We start from the raw sequence: 26,341 nt of genomic DNA, 5'->3' as shown, positions 1-26,341 counted from the left end.
CTGGGAGATGTGGGCAGTAATTGTCGGATTAGGGTTCCCACTCCTCGTCGTTTTATTAGGAGAGGTTATTTATCACCTACAAAGGCACGCTAGACCACTGGCGACTACCCTGCTGGTTATAAAAAACCTTGTCCTGCCGGTCTTAATGGTGATGATTTTAATCAGGAATGTCCTGAAGCTTGACGTTAATGGGAATTTTCCCAAGCTCGTAGCAACACTGTTCTGGATATCTGCCATCTACGCATCTCTCTCGCTGCTTAATGTGATTTTGTTTGAAGAAGCTGAGGCTAATACATGGCGGGCACGGATGCCCAAATTGCTGATCGATCTTTCTAAGTTTTTTTTGGTGCTTGTAGGAAGTGCGATCGTGCTAGCGGCAGTGTGGGGTGCTGATTTGGCCGGTCTTGCTACTGGATTGGGCGTTAGCTCAATTGTGATCGGTTTGGCGCTTCAGGATACACTAGGTAGCGTCATGTCTGGCATGGCGCTGCTTCTAGAACGTCCCTTTAGTGTTGGTGATTGGTTGCGGATTGGAGATATCGAAGGTGAGGTAGTTGATATCAATTGGCGATCGGTTCGCCTGCTCACTCTCCAGCGCCAGATGATAATCGTTCCTCATCAGTTCATTGGAAAAGGAATCATCCATAATTACAGCCAACCAGAACGCATTTATAACCAACGCTTCAATATTGGTTTTTCCTACGATAGCCCGCCTAACCTCGTGAAGCAGGTACTAACAAGTACAGCCTTGGCTACCCAAGGAGTATTAGCCGAACCCCAACCAAATATCAAAACCAAATCCTATGATGAGACTGCAATTATGTATGAGGTGGAGTTCTTTATCAAAAACTTTGAGGATGTAGACCAGATAGTCGATCGATTTATGACACGAATTTGGTACGCAGCACAGCGAAACAACTTAACGTTATATCGTTACCGATACTCATATCCTGTGGAAGCTGCTGATAAGGCAGATAGCGCTTCAACTAAGTTAGCCCAAAGCCTGCACTCAATTCCTGGATTTATGCCTTTAGCTAGAGAACCCAAAAATTTGGATGACTTAGCTAAGGGAACTATTTTACAGAAGTTTGGTGCGGGAGAGAAGGTCATCCGGCAAGGCGAGCCTGGTAATGCTTTGTACATTATCATTGCGGGTCAGGCTAAGGTCACAGTCAGGAACCAGTTTGGCATGGAGTTGGAGGTAATGACTATCTTGCGTGGTGAGTTTTTTGGGGAAATGGCACTATTTAGTGGGGAACCGAGTCCGGTATCAATCGCCGCCGTTGACGATTTGCAAGTTCTTGTCATCTACTCAGATGCTGTAAATACGATGATTGAACGCCAACCAAGCTTGGGGCGCGAGATAGGTCAAATTATAGAATCGCGAAGCAAAGCCGTAAGTATGGCTCAAAAGGCAGACGTTTCGTCAAGAGCTAAGGTTGATTCCCTATGAGGATTTTGAAGTAAATTGATATCGAGTAACCAATTAAGGGCTCGGGACTAATTTTCTGTTCGGGTTGTGACAATTTTACCATTCTTGGGGCTGGTGAAAAAGCACGGTCTATGACCCTGCAAAGTATAACGAATCACAGCCGCCTCTGCAAAACCCGGAGAAGTCAAGCCTAAAATATCCTTACAGGGAACTGCATTTGCGAAGCCCAGAGACCGTCAATTTTTGCAATCAATTCACTTCCAGACCAGAGAAAGGTTTGAGTGATGAGGTTTTGCGCCTCAATATTCACGCCACCTAAAATTATGTCACTGTCTGGATTAAACCTCTGAATATAGGCGTAATCATTTCCACCAGCGACTGAGTACCAATTTCTTGTACCATCACCAATATAAAATGTGTTAAGAGATTGACCGCTGTTGCCAATTAAAGTATCTACCTCAGCACTAGACAAACTGTTGTTTTCTGAACCTCTTAATATGTTCTGACCGGTACCACCTGCGAGAGTGTCGTTCCCCAAACCACCAAACAAGATATTGATGCCGTTTCCACCAGTGAGATAATCATTACCCTCATCACCGCGAATGGTATTCCTGCCATTTCCGCCATTGATGTTGTCATTTCCAGCCCCGCCAGAGATGGTGTCATTCCCAGTGCCAGCAGTGATAAAATCACCACCCGCCTCACCAAAGATCAGATTATTTCCATCTCCGCCACCAAGGGCGTCAACTCCATTCCCGCCGAAGATGATATCATTGCCAGTGCCAGCAGAGACAATATCGTCCCCATCCCCAAAATAATAAGTATGGTTGCCGTTGTTGTTGTAATATTTCCCAAAAATCCCAGTCCCTGTTAATACGTCGTTTCTGTTAGTCCCATAGATAATTCGGTCATTTATCTCGCCATCAAGCTTAGCAGCAACCAGAAACAAAGGATTATATTGAGCATCAACGGGAATCACTCCTTCATGCACTTGAGCAGAGACATTAAAATCCCCTTTATAAAAGTTTGGTCGAAATTGATGATCGGCCCGCGTGTCACTCAGACCCAGAATATTTGTGGCTAAACGAGAATTGCCACCTGCATCAGTTGTAACCAAACTTGTGTAGGCGGTGACGACACCGTTGTGTTGAGCAATTTGTTTCCCGATATCATTCGGATCGGTGCCGAAGTCAAACAGGAATGATTCCTTGGCAGTTCCAGCTTGAGCTTCATTTCCTGCTAAACTACTGATGCCATTAAAACTTCTTGAAACCGCAGCACCACCAAGGTCTAAGCGTTTGATTGGGTCTGGAGTTCCTCCATTTCTTACGTATCCATTTGATAGGTCAGTATCGTAGCCATTAACTCTATCGTATGGACTGACATCTTTCGCCTTATTTGATGCTGGGTCAAGGGCTGTAACCGAACTTACTTGACTTCCGTTGCTAGTGAAACTGGCCGCAAGATCGCTGGCCAGGTGAGCACCCAGACTATTACCAACAATATTGAGTGCTGCGGCTGGCATTCCCCACTCAACAAGTTTGTCTCGGACTGCATTTGCAACAGGGGTAATCCACGAACCAGACCTGTAAAGGTCTCCTGCGGCGATCCCTAATGGCCCAATATTGAAGAACTTGGTGCCGCTCACTTGAGTCCAGTCAAGGGCTAAAACCGTATCGTTTGGGTTGGCATCCCTGATGGCTGCCGCCAGATTTGGATCGTAATAATCGGCGGGATTTGTGAAACCCGGAAGCAGCAGCCATACTTTTTGACCGCTCCATCGATCGGCAGAGGGAGTGCCGAAGGGCGCGCGAATATTTATTTGGCGCTGACTTGGACTAAAAGCATTGCTAGGTGGGTTCTTAGTTTCGCCACCTGTCACCAAAAACGGAGTATCGATTACTGTCATGGGAAATTCCTCTCAAGTTAGGTTGTTAAAGATTATTTGTTTCTGTTGACTAACCCTTTCTCGACTTTCTCCACAGGTGAACTCCACCCAAGCCCAAAAAGGCCAACAATGAGGCGACGGGGGAGGAGTTCTCCGGTACAGAAGTAGATTCAGTAGTAGGTTCAGTAATTTCTAAGCTCACACTCCCATCACCTCCAATAGTTCCATTTCGCAAGGCGAAATTAAATGACCTGGGATCTCCGAACATAAGTCCGTCTTTTCCAGATGCAGAAAAAATTTGTAAGCCAAATTGAATTGGAATTCCGTTCAAGAAAGCCAAAACAGGAGCGTCTGGAAATCCGTCCACATCACTAGCCGTATAGGTAACAGGAGTTAAACCTGTAGCAAAGTCCAGAAATCTAAAGTTCAGAGATAGCAGTCCTGGTCGAGCTTGATAGTCACCATCATTCATGACCAGGAACTCCTCGCCGACTTTGGTCAGATGGGTATCGTCGTAGGCAAAGTCACCTGTATAGATACCTGCAAAGTCGCCCCTAGTTATATCAACCCTGATTGTGCCTCCTATTGTGGCTGCCATAGCGGTCGCTCCTCCAAATGTGGATATTAAATATGTCCCAAGGATAGCGGTCAGTCCATATTTTATGTTCATTGGATATTCCTGATTTGAAAGGCTTCACCCACAACCGTGAGTTTGTTTTCGTCTGTAGCAGCAATTAACGAAAACAACATCTTGAGATACAAATTAAAGCTTCTTATCGGTATTGTAAATCCGTAAATTTACTAGAGTTTTTTGCTAAAATCATGAAATATTTTTTAAATGTAGGTAATTTTCTCTAGATCCAGCTTCGAGTTAGGTTGCTAAAGATGATTAATTGTTTCCTTTTCTCGACTTTCTCCACAGGTGAACTCCACCCAATCCCCAGAAGTGTTGAATGCTTATTAATAGGATTCTGAAAATAGACATACGAATCCTATCAACTGCTGATTTCAGCAATTGAAAACAAGTTCCTTAAACCAGTGAATATAGCTGATTTTCACACACATAAAAGCCTGTAAATATCGCAACTTGTCTAATAATTTATTTCCAATTTCATTAGGAACTTCAACTAACTGAAGCAACAAATAACAAATCAAACAAGCATAGATTTGTATCTTAATTCCATTAGTATTTTTAGTGATTAGACGAGCTAATTTTAAATACATTTTTAAGAATTTCCACAGCAATTCAATCTGCCATCGTCTTCGATAAATTTCTCCAATTTCGACCTTAGTGTATGCTAATTTTCCTGATTCAGGTAAATTAGTAACAAACCTAAATTCAGTCCGTGTTTCTAAATCTGAAAAAGTCACTAATCTTACTTGAACTTTTCGTTTGTCACTCCACACTTCATAAGTTCCATCTTCCTTCATGTTGATAGTAGAATTATTCTTAATTCGTAGTACAAAATATTGATTTTCTCTTTTTAGCAATGCTTGAACACGTTCAGAACTAGAAAAACCTCTATCCATTACAGCGACTCCATTTTGAGGTGTCGCTGATATGGTTTCATCTCCATGCTCACTGTCATGACCTTGACCAAAATGAATGTGTACTCCATCAATTATTCCCCGTTCATTGTCTGTTCCAGCAAATAACTTTACTTGATGGTATTCCTGTTGCCATAGTAATTTACTTGTCAAGGTAACTATCGTTGAATCTAAAGGGAATAAGCTGAGACAATCTTTGTTGATTGATTGACGTTTTATATCGGCTTGGAATCTTTCAAAAATTTTTACAAAAACATCAATATTTCTATGCTTACTAGCTTTGAAAAAAGTTGATATATCTAGGGAAATATCTCGACTGTTTAAACGGGAAAATAGGGAACGCATAGTATCGAGACTTTGGTCAAAACTAAACCCTAGCCAGCAGGAAACAAATGTGAAGCTATCTAAAACAGGATAATCATCTTTGGGTAAATGGGCGAGATACCGTTTGACAATTTTGGGGAAGTTAGAAAATAACATTTTAGTTGATTATTGATAATTTATAACTCTCCTATTATACATTTGTCTGTCAATTTTAGCAATCTTTTCCTATCATTCAACACTTCTGGATATAACTATTAGTGTGATAGTCTTTTATCCCTTGATAGCCACTATCTTGTAAGCTATTTGTTTCCGGATAAAAATAAATTTCACTTTTTTAAACAAGTTAAAGTCGTGGCAATGCCCTGGTTCAAAAGCAGTGCAAATAATTTCTTTTGTCTCTTGATTGATTACCAATTGAGTTTTTAGAGTATGACACTTTTCTTACCTGAGTAATATCTTTTATGTTTTTTTGGGGGTCGTTCAATAGTTGTTTCTGTGACATCCATCACCACGAATTCTGGATAATCAGAGTCTTTGAGTAATGCTTTTTTCCCCGGAATACGGAACTTTCCTGTTTTCATTAAAGTTGATTCAATATCAGTGACAATTCGGCAAATTGTTGATTCAGATACTCCCCAATTTGTCCCAATATGAAAATATGTTCGATATTCTCTCCAATATTCCAAGGCGACTAAGACCTGTTCTTCGAGAGTTAAGATGGTGCGGCGTCCTGTATTTATGATTTTCTAGCCGGAAGTTTTCGAGGGCATTAACCATTGCTTTGAGAGTTTGAATTTTGATACCAAATCTACGTTGAAATTGAGAAGGTTTTAAATTTAGATAAGATTGATTTTTCATGATTTACTCGTTTTGTAACGACAACAGAACTTTATAGCATTTTATCCTATTTATAACAAGACCAAAGTGAAAATAAGTTAAGAGTATGGATTCAATCAACTCTCAGCAAAATCTTTAATTATATCATAAAACTCTTTTGCAAGAGGTCTATTGTACGATTTGTGGGATTTGTGCGATCGCTCCATTAAAATAAAACAGGTTCGTAGTGAGGACTTTAGTCCGCAACAAAGAAGGACTAAAGTCCTCACTACGAACCTATTGGGTTCGAGGCGACTTTAAGATTAGCCCATTTTTTTCTTCTTCCAAGCTTCAACAAACGGCAAAAACACCGACACCAATTCCTGGCGACTCATCACCAAAGTTGGAAAAGAAACCCTCCCATAATTCTTCCCGACTTCCAGCGGAAAAATTGCCTGAGACTCCAGCGGCAGCCAAACCGCACCCGCAGCCTTGACAATTACCCAACTCCCAGCAATATCCCAAATTTTGGGAGTCGCTTCTACTCCTCCCATCGCCACACCGGAAGCCACCATCACAAAATTGTAACTAGCCATCCCCAACATCCGAATTTTACTCGGAAGATGAGGCCCAATTCCCACACTCCGCGAACACAAATTAAAAATATGATTTCCACTCAGTTTATCATCACTCGGGCGAATCGGGCGATCGTTTAAAAACGCACCTTGAGGCATATTTGTCAATACAGGATCGTCGGCCAAATTCTCTGCATAAAAACCGTGGAAAGTTTGATTCAGAGGTGGCAAATACACGCAGCCAAAAACGGGAGTTCCGCGATACAATAAACCCAAAGAAATTCCCCAAATCGGAATGCCCCGAGCAAAATTAGTGGTAGCATCGAGAGGATCGACAACCCAACACCATTCAGTATCGGGTAAAACGTGTTCTCCTTCCTCGCTCAAAATCCCGTGACTGGGAAACGCAAGTGCGATCGCATTTCTAATCTCCGCATCCGCCCAATTGTCAGACTTCGTTACTAAACTGCCATCATCTTTCTCATCCGCTTGTGCAGAACCAAAATCTTTCAAAAACTGCTGTCCGATTGTCTTGACAGTTGTCTGAGAAAAAGTTAAAATAGACTTCCAAAAATCATTCATTAGTTATTGGTTTGTAGGAGAAGACGGCGGTTGAAACCGCGCTGATAAAAACGAAGACGGCGGTTGAAACCGCGTCTACAAAAACGAAGTCCGCCTCCGCGGACTGAAGAGAACTTTCTTCAACCCGCGGAGGCGGGTTTGGTCTGTATAGACGCGGTTTCAACCGCCCGGTATTCTCAGTCTAATTCATTTTCAAGGATAGTTGCGATCGCACTTTTAGCATTATCCTGAAATTCCGCAACATCCACCCGACTCAACAGATACACAGCGAAAATCATACCCACCGCGGGCACAGTAAAAACTAACCCGTAAGCCAACATCGGCACTCCAAACAAAGTCCTGCCAAAATCCAAAATAGCACCGCCGCTAACCGTAGCAAAACCCCGCGCCATCGCCTGCGACAAACCCCAAGCGCCAATAAAAGTCCCCGCAGTTTCCGCAGCCGTCAAATCCAACATCAAACTCAGCGCCCCCGTCGTCGTAATTCCCGAAGCTAACCCGAAACACATCAAAGCCGACTTAAACACAATGGGATTACCAGTAAATCCCGATAAAATAATCAAGCCAAAACAAGCCGCCACTGACAAACAACCCAATCTAATCGTATTTTGCTTGCCAATCCGCGGCACAATTAAAAAACCAGTTGCGCTCAAACCGATGAGAACACCAGTACCGTAGATAGCATTCAACCGCGTACTTTCAGAAATCGGCATCTTAAAAATTTCCCCGCCGTAGGGTTCCAAAACCGCATCCTGCATAAACAAACAAATCGTCATCACCAGCAGGAAAGTAAAAAACAAACCAGTTTGGCGGCTAGCAGTCAAAATCCGCAGGGCACTTCCCAAAGTAATCTTATCTTCTCGATTAACTGCGATCGATCGCGCCCCGTAACGAGAATACTTCTTCTCAACCCCAAAAGTCGCAATCCCCACCAACAGCAAAACCACCGCCGGCACTTTCACAAACAAACCGTTAATCGAAGCCTGCAACACTTCCCGCGGCACATCCCCATCAATCTGCTTCAACAAACCGCTGCTGACAATCGCCCCGATAATAATACCAACCATCAGCATCGACCACACCACACCCACCAACTTCGATCGATCCTCCTCATCCGAAACATCCACTAACAAAGCAGCAAAAGGAGTCGAGCTCGAACAAATCGCGATACCGTAAAGTGCAAAAATCAAACCCAGCAAACCCACCCAGCCGTAAGTCGGAGTCGTCCACCCCACAGCATCTAAACTAGCGCCCAAGCGCCACATCACCTGCACCGCCAAAAAAGCCGAAATTACAAACAAAACGCTTCCCATCCACACGTAACCCGTGCGGTGATGGCCAAACAAAGGCTTAGCATCCGACATTTGCCCGAACCATACCCTCGCTGGCGCCACAAACTGGTGCATCGCCAGGGTACCAGCCACCACAGTAGCCGGAATCGCCAACTCCTTAATCATCACGCGGTTGAGCACGCCGAGAGTTAAAATCGACATCATGCCCAGCCCCATCTGAAACAAGCCCAGGCGGAACATAGTCAGCAGGTTGACTCTTTTCATAGCAGCAGTCGTGGAATCTGTTAATGTAGAATCTGGCAAATCGTCGATCGGCATAACTATTCAAATAAACACAACATTTGAATTTATAGTAACTGAGATATTGCAATCGGCCGCCATTATACCCACAGCTAGAAGCTCGATCGGGATTATTCGTATAAATTCGTATAAAAATAAAGAGAATCAATAACTGTGGATTTACCAACCGTGACAACTATCACCCTAGGACAAAACGGCCCAGCCGTCATTCCCCTGTGCGTCGGAACTTGGGCTTGGGGCGACAAACTATTTTGGAACTACGGCAGCAACTACGGCGCCGCCGAAGTAGAAGCAGCATTCAACACATCCCTAGATGCCGGAATCAACTTTTTCGACACAGCCGAAGTCTACGGCAACGGCTTGTCAGAAGAATTGCTGGGACAGTTTATCAAAAAAACTAGCCAACCCGTGCAAATAGCCACCAAATTCGGCCCTGTACCGTGGCGCGTCACCGGAAAATCTGTTTCCGAAGCCTTGAGTGCCAGCTTAAAACGGTTGCAAGTAGAACAAATAACCCTTTACCAAGTACACTGGCCCTTTAGTTTTTTACTGAGTCAAGAAACCTTGATGAATGCCTTAGCAGACGAAGTAAAACAAGGCAGAATTCAAGCAGTAGGAGTCAGCAACTATTCCGAAGAACAGATGCGCGAAGCTCACAAAATACTAGCAGCCAGAGGCGTTCCCCTAGCAACAAATCAAGTCCGTTACTCATTGCTATCGCGGCAAGTAGAAAAACAAGGAATTGTGCGTGCAGCCCGGGAATTGGGAGTCACAATTTTAGCTTACAGTCCCCTAGCCCAAGGATTGCTCACCGACAAATACACAGCCCAAGAACCACCTACAGGAGCCCGCAAAATGGACTCCCGATTCAGCAAAGTGGGCCTTGAAAAAATCGAATTAGTCATGTCTACCTTGCGGAAAATGGGGAGAAAGCGCGATCGAACGCCCGCCCAAGTTGCCCTAAACTGGCTAATAGCCCAAAACGGAGTTATCCCAATTCCCGGCGCCAAAACCGCAAAACAAGCCGAAGAAAACGCAGGCGCCCTAGGCTGGACTTTAAGCCAAGATGAAGTCAACCAACTAGAACTAATGACACGTCCTTGGCGAGAATAAATCTCTAATAGGTATGTAGTTGCGCTTTAGCGCTTTATCTTAGGTATGTAGTTGCGCTTTAGCGCTCTATCCGAGGTACGTAGTTGCGCTTTAGCGCTTTATCCGAGGTACGTAGTTGCGCTTTAGCGCTCTATCCGAGGTACGTAGTTGCGCTTTAGCGCTCTTTAAACGCGATCGCGCAACTACAAACAATCTACCAGATGCGCCCAAAAATGTCAGTTCCACAATCCCTAGCCGAACTTTCCTCTTCCTATGAAACAACTATTAACTGACTGGGGTTTCACGCGCGAAGGCTGGCACAACAACAGCCGCGGCGAATATTTAGTATTGCTTCAAGGAGCCTTGCTCGCAGGATTTGCCATCTTACCTGTTTATCAACTGCCGGGATTCAAAATTCAATCAACTCAATTACTTTATCTTACCTGGTTTTTAGCAAGTATTCTCAGCTCTATCGGATTAACTTTCATCATCAAAGGACTGATAGATTTGGGAAAAAACCTCACACCTTTACCCTATCCCAGAGAAGACGGAGAATTAGTCCAAACAGGCATTTACGGAATAGTTCGACATCCCTTGTACAGCGGTGGCATCTTCGCAGCCTTCGCGTGGACAATCTTTCAATTCAGTTTATCTCATTTAATTGCCACTGCCATTTTAGTCATATTTTTTGACATCAAATCCAGACGCGAAGAAACTTGGTTGAGCGATAAATATCCCGACTATTCAGAATACCGCCAGCGAGTAAAAAAACTAATTCCGGGGATTTATTAAAAGTTAGATATTGCTCGATCGACAGTTTCGTTCGAGCAATCGTTCTCTGACATACTCGGCGATCGCAGGTTGTAGCATTAAACTGCTGGATGCGGTATAATTAAGCGATCGCTCATCGAAAATTAGCGATCGTTCAGCCAGCGCCTCTAACGCTTCCATCAGTTGCCGTCCCGAAACTTGGGGCAAAATTTCCGATTTTAACTTCGCAGGGGTCGCTCCTTCTTGATTAATGGCGATCCAGTACATGATTTGTTGTTGCAGGGGAGACAAGCGATCGAATTGGCGATCGAGCAAATCCCACAAATCGCTAAAAACAGTATTTCCTTGCACTAAAAATGCCTGAATATCACCGCCAAAAAGTGTTTGAATAGTCGTTGCAGCAAGTTTGAGAGCAAGGGGATTGCCGCCAAAGTAGTTGACAAGAGCTTGACACTGCAATAGCGTTGCTTTTAATCCTTTGTCCGCGAGGATTTTCTGGCATACAGGCGGTGAAAGTCCGAAGAGTTTGAGCGATCGCACGGGTGAATTTTCGCCCGATCGCACAGCAAACCCGCTCGGTTGTTCTCGTCCGGTTAAAATCAGACAACTTTGGTGAGATTCGTCAGCAATGCGTGCAAATAACTGTCGGTAATCTTCATAACCTTGTTGGTATTGTCCGCTGCGATTTCCTGCTTGCAAAATCGACTCCAGATTGTCGAAAATTAACAAGCAGCGTTTGTGGCGCAACTGTTCCATGAGAGCGAGAATAGAATTATTTGTTGCTGATGAATTAGTTAAAATTGGTAAAATATTGCTGACGATAACATCTAATGTCGGTGCTTGCTGCAAACTCCGCCAGATAACAAATTCAAATTGAGATTGAATTTGCTGGGCGAGTTTGACAGACAGAGAAGTTTTGCCAATGCCGCCAAGTCCAAAAATACCGATCGCACGAGTAGAATTGCTGCTAATCCAAGTTTCTAATGTTTCTAATTCCTGCAAGCGGTTGTAAAAATAGGAAACATCGATCGCTTCTCCCCAATCTTGGATGCCCGCACTGCAATCCTGGTAGTGGCGCAAGACTGCTTGCAGATTTTGCTTTGAGACTTTTTCGCCAAGAATTTGAGAGAGATTGCGCCACAAATGCGAACCGACTTGTTTGATATAGTCGTGTTCGTATTTGTGGCGATCGGCTATTTCTTGATAAGAATCTCCTTCCCAAGTTTCCAGAAAGACGCGGGATTGAATGTCAGTGAGTTTTTGCTTTTTGTTAAGAGATTGTAACAGATTATCGATTAGGGCGATCGCCTCTTGTCCTTTCATAGCTTGCCATTTTGACCTATTCAGTAAATTACTGATGTTTCATAAGTGCGAGTTGCTTTTCAGGAAATCTAAACAAATTTACACAATTGACCGAAAGCAATAGGGTTACAAGCCCCCGGTACGGGCGGTGAGGCTAATTCCATTATCTAAAATTTAACATCTAAAATCGATTGACTGCTAGCAGTCTTTAAGGAAATTTACGTAAGTTTACAAAAGGTTGTCACTTTTTCTCACCGGCAGGGCGATATGGTTTGGGTTTTGATTGGGAAAGATAAAAAGGAGAAATAATTATAAATATGCAACCAAGTCAAGACTGCTTAAACCTCATCAAAGAGTCAGAAGGTCTACATCGCAAACTGGCTGATGGAAGAATTGGAGCTTATATTGATCCAGTCGGGGTATGGACAATTGGTTATGGATCAATTCATCACATTGATAAAAATAGGGCTGTAAAACAAGGTGATGTCATTACTGAGGCTGACGCTTCACGCTGGTTAAATTTGGAAGTGGAACAGAAGGCAGCAGCAGTGAATGACCTGTGCAAAGTTTCTCTCAAACAAGGTATGTTTGATGCACTCGTTTCGTTCACGTTTAATTTCGGATCGGGAGCCTTAAAAAAATCAACACTTCTGCGTAAGCTCAACGGGAAAGACTACGAGGGAGCCGCCCGTGAATTCGATCGCTGGATTCATGGCGCTGGGAAAGTGCTACCAGGATTGGTAATTCGTCGCAATAAAGAAGAAGCCTTATTCCGACGGGATGGATGGCCAGGTGATGATATCGAAATTACTCCGTCCGATAATGCTGTTACCCCTCTGCAAAAACCCTATCAGCCACCAGAACTTCCCCTGAAGATTACCCGTACCCTAAAGGAAGGATTTGCCGGCGAAGATTGCTACATCCTTAATTGTGCATTAGCAGAACGCGGTTTTCTCAAACTTGACAGTCAGCCGAATAGCTATACTGCTGTCACTAAAGAAGTTGTTGCACGGTTCCAAGGTGAGAATAATCTCAAGCTTGACGGGATTTTCGGTCCCAAAACAAAAGCAACACTTGCTGCTGCACTTGCTAAGTCACGCAAACGTTTGCCTGAACCAATGTTAGAACGGGTTTATTGCCGTCTGACTCGCACCAATGACGTAAATTCCGACGGGCTGGAGTGGTTGTCACTAGACTTTATCAGTTCTCAGGGAAACATTCTTAACTCGCTTTCTGTTGTTTCAGGTATTAGTGACACACAACAGAATTTTAATCTTCCTGAAGATAGTGATGCAGGCAGTTTAGAGCCAATTCCTCAAGGACGCTACGTCATCGGGGATATTGATTGGGCGAGTGGCAAGGACAATTACGATGTTGCTCACTTTCATCAAAATGATGGGATTGGCCCAGTCTTTGTTCCTCTAATTAAACATTTCACCCAGATTGACGATCGCGATGCCTTCGGCTTTCATGTTGATTGGAACGAAAGACATTCACCAGGTAGTGCTGGATGTGTTTGCCCAACCACAATGGAGGATTTGAAAGAATTGGTCAGACTTTTGCGTCTTTACGATCCTCGCGACCTTTTTGTAGACTGGGGTCTGCTGTAAGTAGACACCACCTGTTAAAACTATCTAGGGCGATCTGGAAATCCTGTTCTACAAGATATCTTAGGGGTTGTCTAAAGTTTTAAAAGTGTTTGAATAGTAAGCCGATCGCACTTCGTCACTCCTTCATCTCCTCATCAAATAACGGGAAATGAAGGTGAAGAGTGCGATCGCCCTTTCCCTAATTCAACAATTTACCCATTTACAGAATTTTACAATGGTCACTTTTTCTCACCGGCAGGGCGATCGGGGAATTTACGCAAGTTTACAAAAGGTTGTCACTTTTTCTCACCGACAGGGCGATCGAGCTGGTTTATTCTTTGAGTTAAGGCAGAGTAAAAAGTGTAATTTGTCTTGTTTAAGGTATCTAAAGGAGCATTGAAAATGTGGGTATTTGAGCCAACCGCAAAATTGACTGATTTTGAGCGTGTTTCTGGACTAAAAGACTTATGGAGTGCCTTTATCAATGAGCAGTATGAAAGCAATCTCTATGGTGATGCGCTAGAAGAATTGCAAGGATGGGGGCGTTCCGACAGTGATTTACGCGTATATAATCCAGCATCAATGCCTATCCTGTCCTCTTCGGAACTGAAGAATGTTATTTGGTCAGCACTCCCGACAAGCTTTGATGAGCAATTCAACAACACAAATGAGAAATTTACCTATCTAGATCGACGGCAACGTTTGAATCTCCAGGATGGTTCATCCGTTATTACCCGAATTCAAGATGAATATTGCGAATGGGGTGTCAAACGTAACAGCGACAACAAGATTACAGAAGTTATCTTCACGAGTGAGCCTCCAGAATATTACAATTTCATGTTCTATACTTCAGAGGAATCACGCGATCTATTAGTAGATGTCTATCGGGAGATTACTGGAATTCAATCAATCTCGATTGATGATTTAGTTGACAGCCGTGGTAAATACGACTGGTACAACCGTTACAACAACGAATTTGCTGTACATATGCAGCAACCGAACAACACGCTTGGTGCCCAGGTGAACATTGTGTCGCGGTCTTGTATTTTGCGAATTAATGGTCTTGGTAATCCCATTACAGATGCACAAGGACTGATTAAATGTGCCCGGTACGGTGATGAAGCACGTCAGAGCGATCCGAGTATTGGAGATGCCATCAATCAGTTTTCGGGGGAAAACCGCTTCATTACCATTGAGAATCCAGTTGGATTGTATATGAGTGATGTTGATTGGAGCGGTTGGGAAACTCCTGATGCAACTCCAGCCGATGCATTCTGGAAAGTGTTACGAGGTTCACAGGATGCCGATCCAAATAAATCCTATATAGTTCGTGCTGTGTACTCAGTACCTGAGAGCAAGGGCTACACAGTTTCAGATATCAAGATTGGTGGCGAGCAAATCGAATTTGGTGCCCAGATTGCAGCTCGTATCAATGTGCGTGTCGGAGTTTTGGTAAGTGACCCCCAACCAATTCCGTTGCCCCGAGCGATCGGTTGCACTGGTATACGCCCATTTCCATTACCAACTCCTGTGGCTGTAACTCCTTCAAGTGTAGTAACTGCGCTTAGTAGTATGTCTAGCCGCATGACCACAAATAGAACACGAGGAGAGATGTAATGTTGGAAGAGCCAGTCTTAGATCTTGATGACATCCAAGGCAATGTCCTGCCAGGCTTCAAGAAGGATAGCCAACACTTCTTGTTCCTTCAAATTGTCGATCCAGAGCCAGCACGACTGTGGCTCAAGTCACTCGCTCCACGACTGTGGACTGCCAGAGAGGTTCTTGCTGCTCACAGTATGTGGAAGGCGATGCGCTTGAAGTTAGGGTACGAACCCGACAATCTTGACTTCTTGTTTCTCAACTGTGCAATTTCAGCACAAGGACTTGCGAAACTCGGCGTACCAGATATTGAGGATTTCGACGATAAAGCTTTTAAACTAGGACTTGAAGAGAGAGCAGCCTCCATTGGCGACCCGCCTCGGGGCAGTGGTAAACCAGGAGCACCAGAAACTTGGATGTTTGGGGCTGGTTCTCGTCGTCCAGATGTACTTCTTATTATCGCAACTGATAATCTTGATTGGGCGGTGAGAGCTGAAGAGGAACTCATCACTTCAGCACAACAGCAGGGACTACAGCGAATTCATGTCGATCGAGGTCGAGTTCGACCTGGTGCACTGGCTGGGCATGAACACTTCGGTTTCAAGGATGGCATTTCGCATCCAGCAATTAGAGGGCGCAAATCCATTGCACCAGATGATTTTATCGAACCACGAACATGGCCAGAAGATTCAGCATTCGATATCTACCGTAGTAGATTTGCTGCACCTGGTCGTCCTCTAGTATGGCCAGGTCATTTTTTGTTTGGCTACTTGAGACAGCTTAAAGATAAACCAGAATCGAGTCGTCCAAATTCTGATCCTCCTGGACCTGCTTGGGCAGTAAATGGCTCGTTCTTAGTCTATCGGAGATTATCTCAGAACGTGCAGGGGTTTCATACATTCCTTGCTGAAGCATCTGAAACTCTACGTCAAAATGGTTTCGATCCAGACCTTTCTCCAGAGCGACTTGGTGCGTTGCTTGTCGGTCGATGGGCATCTGGATGGCCGATAATGCGCGATCCCAATGTTGACCGTGGAGAACAAGAATTAGGTGAGAACTATTTCACCTTTACTGAAGCAACGACTGTATCGCTACCGAACGATCCATATCCGCTCAACCTACCCGATCCAAGTGGACTAATCTGTCCTTTCGCAGCACACATTCGCAAGGTAAATCCGAGGGATGATGATGTAAGAGATCTTGGTATAAAGGAGCGAACTTTTCAGAAGTTACTCCTTCGACGCGGTATTACCTTTGGTCAAGAAATAGGAGATAAACCTCAAGATGAGAGAGGTCTTTTGTTCGTGGCGTTCCAAACATCAATTGTTAACCAGTTCGAGTTTTTAATGAATGACTGGGTAAATGAGGCAAATAAGCCCCATGCTAATGGAGGCGTAGATCCGATCCTCAGTGCTGCACGTAATACTAAAATTCCTTTGGTAAATGGCACTAACAAATTTGACCTGCCAAATCCAGGTGGGTGGGTAGTGGCAAGGGGGGGCGAGTATATGTTTGCTCCAGGAATCCGTTTTTTTTCAAATGTCCTTTAACTTTCACAAGCTACCCTAAACAAGAAGCATCGCCTAACAAGCGATCGAACACTGCGTTGGAGCGAACAGCCGAGATATCTGATTTTGAGTTCAAGTCTATTTCCGACATCAGCTCGATTAAGTTTATTCGCATTCCAAATCGATCGGATCTGTATTCAAGGTTGCAAGTGCGATCGCCCTTTCCCCTAATTCAACAATTGACACCTTTACAAACCTTTACAAAACCATGTCACTTTTTCTCACCGGCAGGGCGATCGGGGTGGTGTATTCTTTGAGTTAAGGCGGATTACAAAGCGATTTCGATCGCCGATCGAACGAATAAATATTTAACCCGAATTTCGGAGCGATCGCGATCGAACGTGCATTAATCGAAGCTGCCTCTGGTGTATCATAGTAAAGTCCCTGCAATACAAGTAGCGATCGGGAGGTTTGAATCGTGTCATTTATCACTATTAAAGGTGTCTTCAATCCTACCAGCGGTTTCCCAGATGGTGACTCTGTAAGATTTCTCGCAGATGATGATACCCTATTTGACCAACTCGAAGGACGAGTGGATATTAAACCAGGAGGAGAAGTCCAACTTCGATATGAAGCAGTTGACGCCCTGGAAAAAGCAGCAAAAAAACCTTTTTCATCGGATGCTACCGCCCGCAATATTGAACTATTGGGTGGCAATAAAAACGGATTGCCGGGATATATCTTGTCCGGCCAGGCTGACAAAAATGGCAGGCCTGTTTGTTTTGCGTTTGCGGGCGATTCTCCTGAAGCAGATGGTACGCCTATTTTCTTGGAGTCCGATTTACTCCAGCAAAGTATCAATTACCAACTCCTTGCAGAAGGATGGGTTTATCCCATGTTCTATGAAACCCTCTATCAAGAACTGCGGGATGTCATGACTGAAGCTGTGAAGGCTGCTAGAAAAGCAGATAAAGGAATTTGGTCAAACGATGTTTCTAACAAAGGAGTTACCATCAAACCGCCCGTGAATCTTGCCGAATTACCGCCAATTTTTCCGAAACTGTGGCGGCGGCTGGAAACATTCTACCGCCGCCCATCTAATAAAAATCAAACTGTGCAAGAATTTGTTAAATCTCTAGCAGGAGGTAGCGATCGCCTGTTCACAATTCCCGATCGCAGATACATTAAGTTCTCTACAGCTATAGAAGTAAGTGGAGACAAACTCAAACTCAAGTACAAACCAGAAGATATGCTATTCCGTCCGTGATGCCTTTATCAAAAAAGGGAAGTAAAGGTAAAGAATGCAATATTAGATTGTAATTGGTAACTGACAAGTGTCAATTATCGCCTCTCAATCGATCGACTTTCTGGTGCGTCGCTCATAGATGGTCGATCGCTCTTGGGAATGGTTGGCGGCGACGCACCCTACAACTTTACCACTCTGGTGCGTCGCTCATAGATGGTCGATCGCTCTTTGGAACGGTTGGTGGCGAGGCACCCTACAACAGACTTTCATTCGTGCGGCGTGCCGTCAGGCATCACCGCGCCCTTTAAATTCGCCCCGGTCAAATTTGTCTCCAACAGCAAAGCATTTCTCAAATTAGCACCCTGCAAATTAGCACCTTCCAGATTCGCCATCCACAGATTTGCCCCCTCCAAATTCGCTCCTTCCAAGTCAGCATTAACTAGAAAAATACCTTTCATAAAAGCACCTTTAAAATTAGCATTTTTTAACTTACCACCTCCCAAATAAGCATCCTCCAACCAAGCACTTTCCAGATTGGTTGCTTCCAGATTAGCCCCTACCAAATTGCTGCTTATCAGGTAAACACCAGCCAAATTTGCTTGTTTCAAGTTAGCATTTACTAAATGGGAACTCCATAAATTGGCATCTTTTAGGTTGGCTTTTTCTAAATTGACGCCTTCGAGAAAAACTGCACTCAAATTGGCCCCGGAAAGATTGCACCCCCGGCATTCCCTCGCTACAAGCAATTGTCGGATTTGATGCTTGACTGACGAACCATTGGCTGCGAAAATTATTAAACCTGTAGTTGCTAAGCCGATCGCCCAAACAGTCGCCATCCCGATCGCACTTACAATCTTTCTTTGTGTCATGCCTCGAAAATCCGGTATTAGTATAAAAATATACTTATAAATTATAGTGTTGGCGATAGAGTTTTTTACTGCTCTTCCCTTCCCTCATGAAAAAACAGTTAAAACTTCAATTGCTAGCGATCGCCCTTATTTCCATCCTAGCAACAATCGGCATCGGGTGCGATCGCCTTCTCAAAAAACCTTTTCAACTCCCCGCCTCAGCCAAACAAGAACCCTGGCCAGTGCAAATAGGCCTGCGAGTCGGCCTGATCCGCGAGAACATCCCAACAGTCAACCGCATAGTTTTAGTCCCCGACGAAGCCACATTCTTAGCCGCAATCCAAAAGTGGAATCTCAAGGGACGCTGGCCAATTCTGATGGAAGATAAGAAATATGCGCCGATGTTTTTGCAGCGCTTCCAACCCGCCGAAATCCTCCGTTTACCAAGCATCAAACAGGAGATGCCAAAAGGTCAAAAACTCCAACAATTAATGCTGAAGGCAACGGCAGCAGCCTGGAATGCCACGGATCGTGAAACCTTAAAAGCAAAATGGACGGAACTCGGCTGGGAACCGCCAGGAGTAGTAATCACATCAGAAAATGACTCAGCACGTTTAGCCGCAGTTGCCTTAGCAGCGGCCCGCGGCCAACCTTTAGTATTTCTCGAAGGCAACTTCGGAAAACCCAATGATAACCTTAATACTGCACAGTGGAAAACTCTGCAAACAGCAGTTACTAAAGCTGTCGAATCTACCGGATATTTTTACTCTCAACTCGGAGATGCGATCGACTCGATCGCGATTGTACGCCAACTAGCAGTAAAATATCAATCTCCGCAAAAGCAAGACGAACAATTAGCTGTTACCGACGGTTTGGGACGGCATCCCAATGGCGAACGTTGGGCCGCCACTGGCTGGATTTACGGTTCCCAAGTGCGATCGATCTATCAAGCCATGTGCGCCATATTTCTCGACAGCGAAACAGCTATGCTGTATGACAGTTACCCAAAAGAAGGAAATTGGGGAAAATATGAAATGGAGTCAGCAGCTAGCGGACTAAAAAGCATAGGTTTGAATGTCGAATTAGTGCAAAAACCCGAGTCTACCCTTCAATTGTGGCGGAGTTTAGTAGCATCCAAACCGTGGACATTTGACTTAATATTAATTAATTCCAAAGGCTATCCCAAATCATTCCAAGTCGGTAACGGTGACGCCGTGGTTGAGGATATACCAAAACTGAAATTTCCCGCAGCAATCCACATGATTCACAGTTGGTCAGCAGCAGATCCAGATGATGCAAATACCGTTGCTGGCAGGTGGTTGCAAAATGGTGCTTACGCCTATGTCGGCAGCGTCAACGAACCTTTGTTATCTGCATTTATTCCACCTAAAATAATGGTCGATCGCCTAAAACGAGGGGCACCCTTTTTGATCGCAGCCCGCCAGCTAGAATCCCCGCCCTGGAAAGTCGCCACCATCGGCGATCCGCTAATGTCGATCGCCAAACCCAAACCCAGAATCCCGGCCGCGCAACAACCGATATGATAGCAGTTGACAGTTGACAGTTGACAGTTGACAGTTGTAGGGGCCCTGCCAAGAGTGCGGGCCCTATAGAGTTGATAGTTGAAAGTTGCACAGTACGGCAATTAAACCATTTATCCTTGACGGATATCGGTTCTATTCATGAGGTTATTTATGTCCTCACCGTTGTGGCAATTGCTATAGTTGCGATCGAACAGCCACCATCAAACAGGTTTGTAGTGAGGACTTTAGTCCTATTCCCTGAGGACTGAAGTCCTCACTACAAACTTTCGATTTGAGATTTTTTGTTTAATCTCAAATCTCAAATTAGGTTTGTAGTGAGGACTTTAGTCCTATTCCCCGAGGGCTGAAGTCCTCACTACAAACTTTCGCCCGAAACTATAAGACTATAGATATAGTTAGTTAGGATTATCACTCAGTTTATCTAAGTTTCAATGTAACTGAGCATACAATTATCAGCTAAAATTCACTCACCCTCAGAAGCGGTCATTCCATCCCAGCCGCCAGCCCCAAAAATCTGCCATAAAATACGCCTTAATTAACTTGTCAATTCCCATGAAATCACTCAAAATGAAAATAAGAAATAAAATGTAATATTTATCTAACTTCTCACAGAAGAATGAACCGCTAAATGAAAGCCACCCATCCTGTGGAGCTGCTGCCGCCCGGCCCAACCGCAGAAACTCCCCATTCCTCCCGCCTCAGCCCGCTGTTCAGCCGCCTGCATCCGAACCCAGAAACCCTCCTGCTCGTCCTCTCCCTAGTGATCGGGGGAGTTACTGGCGCAGGCGTCGTCACATTTCACTACCTGATCCACTTGATCCACAGCCTGATGCTGGAAGACTTTATGGGGGCGATCGCCTCTTCGGGATCTTGGACTCTAGCGTGCATTCCCACCCTCGGCGGAGTCATCATCGGGCTGATGCGGTGGCGGTTTCGCGATTTTGGCCCGAATATGTCATCCTTAATTGCCGCGACGCGGGGGCTGCAAGAACTCTCCCCGCTCAAACCCATCACCAAAATGGTGGCCGCCTCAGTATCCCTGGGCACCGGCGCCTCCCTCGGCCCGGAAGCCCCCAGCGTGGAAATCGGCGCCAACTTCGGAATGTTGCTAGCTCAAATCTTGCAGCTTTCCCCAGAACGGCAGCGCTTGCTCCTCGGCGCGGGAGCAGCAGCAGGTTTATCCGCGGGGTTTAACTCTCCCATCGCCGGAGTCTTTTTTGCCTTAGAAGTCGTGCTCGGCAGCACTTTTGCCACTTCCTCAGTCAGCGTTGTCTTGCTCTCCGCCGTAGTTTCGGCGCTGATAGCTCAAATTTGTTTGGGCGCTCAGCCTGCCTTTGCTTTGCCTGTCTATGATGTCCGCAGCCCGCTAGAACTGCCGCTGTACATAGGATTGGGACTTTTGGCGAGCGGAGTTTCCCTAGCTTATACAGAAGCAATTCAATTGGCCGATCGCTGTTTTCAAGGAAAAACCCGAGGATTTACTTGGCTCGGACGACTGCCCCGGCCGCTTCATCCCGTCATCGGCGGTGCGATCGTCGGTTTAGTCGCCCTGCAATTGCCTCAAATTTTGGGTGTGGGCTACGAAACAGTCCAAGCAATGCTCCAAGATGTCAAATTTTCCTTGTCTTTGCTGCTGTTGCTGCTATTCGTCAAACTGGCGGTGACAGCTATCAGCCTTGGTAGCGGTTTAGTGGGTGGTATCTTCGCCCCGGCGATGTTTTTGGGAGCTTCCTTGGGTTCGGCTTACGGCATCTTTTTGGAAATGATCCCGGCATTGAGCGATCGAGTCGCAGGCCCTGCCGCCTACGCAATGGTGGGTATGGCCGCCGTCCTCGCAGGTAGCGCTAGAGCACCGCTGACAGCCATTCTATTGATGTTTGAATTAACCCGCGATTACCGGATTGTGTTGCCTTTGATGGCCGCAGTCGGATTGAGCGTTTGGCTGGTGGAGTTTGTCAATCGTCGATCGACAGCCCACAGCCTCAACCTCCAACAAATGGGCGTAGATGTAGCTGTCAACGAGCCGATCAAAGCCAGGGAACAGTTGCAGGATTGGGAAGATGTTTTGGGCGATCGGATCGTCACAGAATTGATTTCTTGCCAACTGCCGATCGATAACGAACACAGGGACGATGAGCCCGTGCTGGCGATCGGCAACTCACATTTGCCAGAAAATGTCAAGCCATTACCTGAAACAAAATCTGCCGTTTGACCGCTCTCAAATCCTGTTGCTTCGCCACCAAACCGATAACCTTAAAACTAAATCTGACTACTATGATATTTATCAACCCGAAAACCGATTACGCCTTCAAAAAAATCTTCGGCTCCTCACAAAGCAAAGAGATTCTAATTAGCTTTCTCAACGCCTTAATTTATGAAGGCAATTCCACTATCGAAGACTTAGAAATTATTAACCCGAATCTGCCTCCCAAACTAGAAGGCTTAAAAGATAGTTATCTCGATGTGAAAGCCAAACTGATCGACGGCACTTTAGTAATTATTGAAATGCAAGTGCTCAACGTCCAGTCTTTTGGCAAGCGGGTTTTTTACAATGCAGCTAAAACCTATGCTTTTCAATTGGAAGCAGCCCAAGGCTATCGACTATTGAAGCCAGTAATTGCTTTGACAATTACTGACTTTGAGATGTTTCCTGAGAATGCAGAATTTATTTCGAGATTTGTGTTAAAAGAAGTCAATAAAAACTTTACATATCCCGAAAATGAGCTAGATTTAGTATTTGTAGAATTGCCGAAATTTATCAAAGGAGAGGAGGAACTTGAAACTTTAGCAGACAAATGGATTTATTTCATGAAAAATGCCAGAACTTTGACATCGGTTCCAGAAACAATGGATAGTATACCAGAAATACATGAAGCTTTTAATATTGCGAGTCAAGCGAGTTTGAGCAGAGAAGAAGTGGCAGATTTAGACAAAAGAGAACAGTTTATTTATGACCAACAGGGAGCGATTATTAAGTCGCTTAACGAAGGCATAAAACAAGGCATAAAACAAGGCATAGAACAAGGCATAGAACAAGGCATAGAACAAGGAAAGCGAGAAGAAAAGCTGGCGATCGCCCAACAATTACTCTCACAGCTAGATAATGGCGCAATCGCCCAAGTTACTGGGCTTAGCGTTGAGGAAGTGCAAAATTTGCGGGGAGATTCATAGTTTAAAGTAATTGGGCACAGGGAGTCGAGCTAGATTTAGTGATGAAGGATTTTTGATTGTGGATTTTAGCAAAAAATTATTGATTCTGGATCTTGATGAAACTTTAATTTATGCTACCGAAGCATCTCTCCCTCGGCAAGCTGACTTTTTAGTGGAGCCATATTACATTTACAAACGACCGTTTCTTGATGTCTTTTTGAAAAATTGCCTAGACTGGTTTGAGGTTGCAGTCTGGACATCTTCAACGCCGTCTTATGCGAGCGCAATTGTCTCAGCCATCTTTGAAGATCCCCAAAGTTTATCGTTTGTGTGGGCAAGCGATCGCTGCACAATTGCCTACGATCTTGAGTGGTTTGAATATTACAATCGCAAAAATATTAAAAAAGTCAAGCGCAAAGGGTATCGTCTAGAGTCGATCGTTGCAGTGGATGATACGCCTCAAAAGTGGGAGCGCAGCTATGGTAATCTAGTACGAGTAAACCCTTTTGAAGGGGATGAGACTGATGATGAGTTGAAGTATTTGCTGCTTTACTTGGAGCAACTGAGATATGCAGAAAATATCCGCAGTGTTGAGAAAAGGTTATGGCGAAATCGGCTTTCACGCCTAGATGATGAAACCATCAGCCAAACTACAGGGCTGACTGTTGAAGATGTACGGAATTTGCGAGAAAGCGATTCCTAGTTTAAAGTAATGAGGTAGGAAAAATCGATTTTTTATGTCACTGGATTATCCTGAATATGAAAAACTACGCAAGCAAAGTTGGTTCTTGGGATTGCTTTGGCGTATAGGTGACTATGGATACTATCTGGGGCTATTTGGGGTAGTAGGCTCGCCATTAGTCCTGATTTACGACCAACTCACAAGTCAAAAATATCATTTGCACCCTAAAACAGCTTTGTTGCTTGGGTTTCAGTTAGTAGCATTCTTCGCCTGTATCTTTTTGCTCTCGGCACTACTTAAATCTTTTGCATTGAAAAGAGGAGAGGCTTTAAACAATAAACGCTTAAAACGACCTATCGATAGGAAGTAGAGCCGATCGCCCGCACTCAACCCCTCGATCTGGCAGACAGTGGCACTACACTCAACTCTGGGGTAAAATAATCAAATATTATCAACAATCGGCAGAGAGGGGCTTCGGTGGCAGGAAACGAGGCAACTGCGAAAAACAAAAGTCAGAAAACACCAGGAAAAACCCCCTTGGGTTCCAGTCATTACGGCTTGTTAGGGCTGCATCCTTCAGCCTCCGCGATCGAAATTCGGCGATCGTACCGGGAACTGAGCAAACTCTACCATCCCGATACTACCGACTTGCCACCCGCAGTCGCCACCGCCAAATTTCAACAGCTCAATAACGCCTACGCTACCCTCAGCAACCCAGAACGCCGCCTCGCCTACGATCTCAAAATAGGTTATTCTCGCCTGAACGTGATTCAGTCGCCCCCGGGCTTCAACACTCCGGTTTCGGGATCGAGTAAAAAAACTTCTAACTCGGCTTACCTAGATCCCACGGATCGCCCTCTGTCCCCCGGCGAAATATTCGCTCTATTTATCATGGGGGCTACTTTAGTCGGATGCTTGGTACTGGCGATCGCGATCGGCTTAATTCGCGGCAATTAAACCCTCAAATCCCCAATTCCCAAATCCCCGAATCCCCCCATCTAAAATCTAAAATCTAAAATCTAAAATCCTATGACTCTTCCTTCCGCTGACACTCCTTTGTATAGCCATCCACTGCCAGAAATCGAGCAGTGGCTAAAAAGCCGCGGCTGCCAGCAAGATCGGCGAGAACTCCACTGCTGGCAGATCGATCGACCTACCTGGAAAGCAGAACTCTCCCTCGATATCGACCAACTCACTGTCCGCTATATTGACGCCGGAGCCGACGGCCAAGACATTCAGCGAGCCTTCAAATACTCCCTCTCGCGTCACGACATTGAAGATGCCGTTTTCTCAGGCCCCTAATTAGATTTTAGATTTGCGATTTTAGATTTTAGATTGATGAATATACTTCAGAATCAATACCTAATTGCAAACTGAAAAATTAATCTAAAATCCAAAATCCAAAATTCCAAAATCGTTTTTAGATTTTAGATTGATGAATATACTTCAGAATCAATACCTAATTGCAAACTGAAAAATTAATCTAAAATCCAAAATCCAAAATCGTTAGACTTTGCCAAATCGGCGGCTGCGCTGCTGATAATCAGACAAAGCGCGGTGAAATTCCGATCGATCGAAATCCGGCCACAGCGTCTCAGTAATGTAAATTTCCGAATAAGCCATTTGCCACAGCAGAAAATTGCTCAGCCGCATTTCCCCGCTCGTCCGAATCAGCAAATCCGGATCGCAAACATCAGCAGTATACAAATAGCGTTTAAATAAAACCTCATCAATCTCCTCTGGCTGCAACTTGCCCTCTTGTACTTGAGTGGCGATCGCCCGACAAGCTTGTACAATCTCCTGGCGGCCACCGTAATTCGTCGCCACCCGAAACAGAATCCCCTGATTGTGCTGAGTTGCGGTAACAGAACGCTCGATTTCCGCCTGCAAAGACTTCGGCAAAGCCAGCAAATCCCCCATAAATTGAATTTGCACGTCCTCGTCCACCATCTCCCGCAATTCTTGCCGCAGCTTGCCCTCAAACAAACTCATCAAAAAGTCCACCTCCCCAGCCGGCCGCCCCCAATTCTCCGTCGAAAAAGCATAGGCCGTTAAAGCTGGAATCCCCCAATCTTTGCAGCAGCGCAGCAGTTCTTTGAGAGCGCTAGCCCCTCGGCGGTGTCCCGCAATCCGCGGCAACCCCTTATTCTTAGCCCAGCGCCCGTTCCCGTCCATAATCACTGCTATGTGCTTAGGCAGTAATTCTAGTTTTAGATCAGCAGGCAACTTTTCCAAGCAAATTCCTTGACTCAT

The 26,341-nt window shown here is 44.9% G+C and carries 23 protein-coding genes and 1 pseudogene; 14 read left to right on the top strand and 10 right to left on the bottom strand.

Annotated features, from left to right (window positions below; genetic code table 11):
* Positions 1-145 precede the first annotated feature (145 nt).
* Positions 146-1,453 carry a mechanosensitive ion channel family protein gene (locus tag QZW82_RS22185; protein WP_293152912.1) on the top strand — a complete coding sequence of 436 codons (1,308 nt, stop codon included), beginning with the start codon at positions 146-148 and terminating at the stop codon, positions 1,451-1,453.
* Positions 1,454-1,622: 169 nt separating this feature from the next.
* On the opposite strand, the gene QZW82_RS22180 is transcribed toward QZW82_RS22185, so the two are convergent.
* From QZW82_RS22180 to QZW82_RS22155, 6 genes and pseudogenes are all read right to left on the bottom strand, one after another.
* Entirely contained in the window at positions 1,623-3,341 is a 1,719-nt protein-coding gene (locus QZW82_RS22180) for a hypothetical protein (RefSeq protein WP_293152909.1), read from the bottom strand.
* 49 nt (positions 3,342-3,390) lie between these two features.
* Positions 3,391-3,918, bottom strand: coding sequence for a hypothetical protein (locus QZW82_RS22175; protein ID WP_293152906.1), 528 nt, complete (start codon positions 3,916-3,918; stop codon positions 3,391-3,393).
* Positions 3,919-4,328: 410 nt separating this feature from the next.
* Positions 4,329-5,348, bottom strand: coding sequence for an IS4 family transposase (locus QZW82_RS22170; protein WP_293152903.1), 1,020 nt, complete (start codon positions 5,346-5,348; stop codon positions 4,329-4,331).
* A gap of 91 nt (positions 5,349-5,439) precedes the next feature.
* A pseudogene (locus QZW82_RS22165) lies at positions 5,440-6,050 on the bottom strand (transposase family protein); the annotation flags it as partial.
* A gap of 281 nt (positions 6,051-6,331) precedes the next feature.
* The gene (locus QZW82_RS22160) at positions 6,332-7,165 is read right to left on the bottom strand and encodes an inositol monophosphatase family protein (protein ID WP_293152900.1); all 834 of its coding nucleotides are present in this window, start codon (positions 7,163-7,165) and stop codon (positions 6,332-6,334) included.
* Between the two features lie 176 nt (positions 7,166-7,341).
* Entirely contained in the window at positions 7,342-8,775 is a 1,434-nt protein-coding gene (locus QZW82_RS22155; protein ID WP_293152897.1) for a BCD family MFS transporter, read from the bottom strand.
* A 150-nt stretch (positions 8,776-8,925) separates the two neighbouring features.
* On the opposite strand from QZW82_RS22155, the gene QZW82_RS22150 reads away from it, so the two are divergent.
* Together QZW82_RS22150 and QZW82_RS22145 are read left to right on the top strand one after the other, a co-directional pair.
* Entirely contained in the window at positions 8,926-9,870 is a 945-nt protein-coding gene (locus QZW82_RS22150) for an aldo/keto reductase (protein ID WP_293152945.1), read from the top strand.
* A 252-nt stretch (positions 9,871-10,122) separates the two neighbouring features.
* The gene (locus QZW82_RS22145) at positions 10,123-10,641 is read left to right on the top strand and encodes an isoprenylcysteine carboxylmethyltransferase family protein (RefSeq protein ID WP_293152894.1); all 519 of its coding nucleotides are present in this window, start codon (positions 10,123-10,125) and stop codon (positions 10,639-10,641) included.
* Positions 10,642-10,644: 3 nt separating this feature from the next.
* Here the strand turns inward: QZW82_RS22145 and QZW82_RS22140 are convergent, their stop codons facing one another.
* Complete coding sequence (locus tag QZW82_RS22140) at positions 10,645-11,943, bottom strand: NB-ARC domain-containing protein (protein ID WP_293152891.1); 1,299 nt, start codon at positions 11,941-11,943, stop codon at positions 10,645-10,647.
* Between the two features lie 296 nt (positions 11,944-12,239).
* Between QZW82_RS22140 and QZW82_RS22135 the strand changes: the two genes are divergently transcribed.
* From QZW82_RS22135 to QZW82_RS22125, 3 genes are all read left to right on the top strand, one after another.
* Complete coding sequence (locus QZW82_RS22135; protein WP_293152888.1) at positions 12,240-13,532, top strand: glycoside hydrolase family protein; 1,293 nt, start codon at positions 12,240-12,242, stop codon at positions 13,530-13,532.
* Between the two features lie 381 nt (positions 13,533-13,913).
* Complete coding sequence (locus QZW82_RS22130; protein WP_293152885.1) at positions 13,914-15,128, top strand: hypothetical protein; 1,215 nt, start codon at positions 13,914-13,916, stop codon at positions 15,126-15,128.
* Positions 15,128-16,660, top strand: coding sequence for a Dyp-type peroxidase (locus QZW82_RS22125; RefSeq protein WP_293152882.1), 1,533 nt, complete (start codon positions 15,128-15,130; stop codon positions 16,658-16,660). Before QZW82_RS22130 ends, QZW82_RS22125 begins: the two co-directional genes overlap by 1 nt.
* A 10-nt stretch (positions 16,661-16,670) precedes the next feature.
* Here the strand turns inward: QZW82_RS22125 and QZW82_RS22120 are convergent, their stop codons facing one another.
* Positions 16,671-16,793, bottom strand: coding sequence for a hypothetical protein (locus tag QZW82_RS22120; RefSeq protein ID WP_293152879.1), 123 nt, complete (start codon positions 16,791-16,793; stop codon positions 16,671-16,673).
* 303 nt (positions 16,794-17,096) lie between these two features.
* On the opposite strand from QZW82_RS22120, the gene QZW82_RS22115 reads away from it, so the two are divergent.
* Positions 17,097-17,885 carry a thermonuclease family protein gene (locus QZW82_RS22115; RefSeq protein ID WP_293152876.1) on the top strand — a complete coding sequence of 263 codons (789 nt, stop codon included), beginning with the start codon at positions 17,097-17,099 and terminating at the stop codon, positions 17,883-17,885.
* 245 nt (positions 17,886-18,130) lie between these two features.
* On the opposite strand, the gene QZW82_RS22110 is transcribed toward QZW82_RS22115, so the two are convergent.
* Positions 18,131-18,733, bottom strand: coding sequence for a pentapeptide repeat-containing protein (locus QZW82_RS22110; RefSeq protein ID WP_293152873.1), 603 nt, complete (start codon positions 18,731-18,733; stop codon positions 18,131-18,133).
* 86 nt (positions 18,734-18,819) lie between these two features.
* Between QZW82_RS22110 and QZW82_RS22105 the strand changes: the two genes are divergently transcribed.
* From QZW82_RS22105 to QZW82_RS22075, 7 genes are all read left to right on the top strand, one after another.
* Entirely contained in the window at positions 18,820-20,256 is a 1,437-nt protein-coding gene (locus tag QZW82_RS22105) for a hypothetical protein (protein WP_293152870.1), read from the top strand.
* 628 nt (positions 20,257-20,884) lie between these two features.
* A complete protein-coding gene (locus QZW82_RS22100) occupies positions 20,885-22,468 on the top strand; it encodes a chloride channel protein (protein WP_293152867.1) in 1,584 nt (527 codons plus the stop codon).
* A 62-nt stretch (positions 22,469-22,530) separates the two neighbouring features.
* Positions 22,531-23,427 carry an Rpn family recombination-promoting nuclease/putative transposase gene (locus QZW82_RS22095; protein ID WP_293152865.1) on the top strand — a complete coding sequence of 299 codons (897 nt, stop codon included), beginning with the start codon at positions 22,531-22,533 and terminating at the stop codon, positions 23,425-23,427.
* 58 nt (positions 23,428-23,485) lie between these two features.
* Positions 23,486-24,109 (top strand): HAD family hydrolase, encoded by a 624-nt coding sequence (locus QZW82_RS22090; protein ID WP_293152863.1) that lies wholly within the window; start codon positions 23,486-23,488, stop codon positions 24,107-24,109.
* Positions 24,110-24,143: 34 nt separating this feature from the next.
* Entirely contained in the window at positions 24,144-24,458 is a 315-nt protein-coding gene (locus QZW82_RS22085; RefSeq protein WP_293152861.1) for a hypothetical protein, read from the top strand.
* A gap of 107 nt (positions 24,459-24,565) precedes the next feature.
* Positions 24,566-25,045, top strand: coding sequence for a J domain-containing protein (locus tag QZW82_RS22080; protein ID WP_293229821.1), 480 nt, complete (start codon positions 24,566-24,568; stop codon positions 25,043-25,045).
* A 72-nt stretch (positions 25,046-25,117) separates the two neighbouring features.
* Positions 25,118-25,390: a DUF3143 domain-containing protein gene (locus QZW82_RS22075; protein WP_293123172.1), complete on the top strand. Its 273-nt coding sequence runs from the start codon at positions 25,118-25,120 to the stop codon at positions 25,388-25,390.
* Between the two features lie 204 nt (positions 25,391-25,594).
* On the opposite strand, the gene QZW82_RS22070 is transcribed toward QZW82_RS22075, so the two are convergent.
* On the bottom strand, positions 25,595-26,341 hold the full coding sequence (locus QZW82_RS22070) for an isoprenyl transferase (RefSeq protein WP_293123169.1): 747 nt from the start codon (positions 26,339-26,341) through the stop codon (positions 25,595-25,597).

The sequence above is a fragment of the Microcoleus sp. bin48.metabat.b7b8b9.023 genome, assembly GCF_013299185.1.
Lineage (GTDB): Bacteria > Cyanobacteriota > Cyanobacteriia > Cyanobacteriales > Microcoleaceae > Microcoleus.
This window is presented reverse-complemented; position numbering and strand designations above follow the sequence as displayed.

Bases quoted from the DNA above. Each gene is read 5' to 3' on its own strand.
- QZW82_RS22075 (WP_293123172.1), top strand. From the start codon at position 25,118: ATGACTCTTCCTTCCGCTGACACTCCTTTGTATAGCCATCCACTGCCA.
- QZW82_RS22085 (WP_293152861.1), top strand. From the start codon at position 24,144: ATGTCACTGGATTATCCTGAATATGAAAAACTACGCAAGCAAAGTTGG.
- QZW82_RS22170 (WP_293152903.1), bottom strand. From the start codon at position 5,348: ATGTTATTTTCTAACTTCCCCAAAATTGTCAAACGGTATCTCGCCCAT.
- QZW82_RS22155 (WP_293152897.1), bottom strand. From the start codon at position 8,775: ATGCCGATCGACGATTTGCCAGATTCTACATTAACAGATTCCACGACT.
- QZW82_RS22180 (WP_293152909.1), bottom strand. From the start codon at position 3,341: ATGACAGTAATCGATACTCCGTTTTTGGTGACAGGTGGCGAAACTAAG.
- QZW82_RS22095 (WP_293152865.1), top strand. From the start codon at position 22,531: ATGATATTTATCAACCCGAAAACCGATTACGCCTTCAAAAAAATCTTC.
- QZW82_RS22185 (WP_293152912.1), top strand. From the start codon at position 146: ATGGTGATGATTTTAATCAGGAATGTCCTGAAGCTTGACGTTAATGGG.
- QZW82_RS22145 (WP_293152894.1), top strand. From the start codon at position 10,123: ATGAAACAACTATTAACTGACTGGGGTTTCACGCGCGAAGGCTGGCAC.
- QZW82_RS22135 (WP_293152888.1), top strand. From the start codon at position 12,240: ATGCAACCAAGTCAAGACTGCTTAAACCTCATCAAAGAGTCAGAAGGT.
- QZW82_RS22100 (WP_293152867.1), top strand. From the start codon at position 20,885: ATGAAAGCCACCCATCCTGTGGAGCTGCTGCCGCCCGGCCCAACCGCA.
- QZW82_RS22140 (WP_293152891.1), bottom strand. From the start codon at position 11,943: ATGAAAGGACAAGAGGCGATCGCCCTAATCGATAATCTGTTACAATCT.
- QZW82_RS22175 (WP_293152906.1), bottom strand. From the start codon at position 3,918: ATGGCAGCCACAATAGGAGGCACAATCAGGGTTGATATAACTAGGGGC.
- QZW82_RS22125 (WP_293152882.1), top strand. From the start codon at position 15,128: ATGTTGGAAGAGCCAGTCTTAGATCTTGATGACATCCAAGGCAATGTC.
- QZW82_RS22070 (WP_293123169.1), bottom strand. From the start codon at position 26,341: ATGAGTCAAGGAATTTGCTTGGAAAAGTTGCCTGCTGATCTAAAACTA.
- QZW82_RS22120 (WP_293152879.1), bottom strand. From the start codon at position 16,793: ATGCGAATAAACTTAATCGAGCTGATGTCGGAAATAGACTTGAACTCA.
- QZW82_RS22105 (WP_293152870.1), top strand. From the start codon at position 18,820: ATGAAAAAACAGTTAAAACTTCAATTGCTAGCGATCGCCCTTATTTCC.
- QZW82_RS22130 (WP_293152885.1), top strand. From the start codon at position 13,914: ATGTGGGTATTTGAGCCAACCGCAAAATTGACTGATTTTGAGCGTGTT.
- QZW82_RS22160 (WP_293152900.1), bottom strand. From the start codon at position 7,165: ATGAATGATTTTTGGAAGTCTATTTTAACTTTTTCTCAGACAACTGTC.
- QZW82_RS22110 (WP_293152873.1), bottom strand. From the start codon at position 18,733: ATGACACAAAGAAAGATTGTAAGTGCGATCGGGATGGCGACTGTTTGG.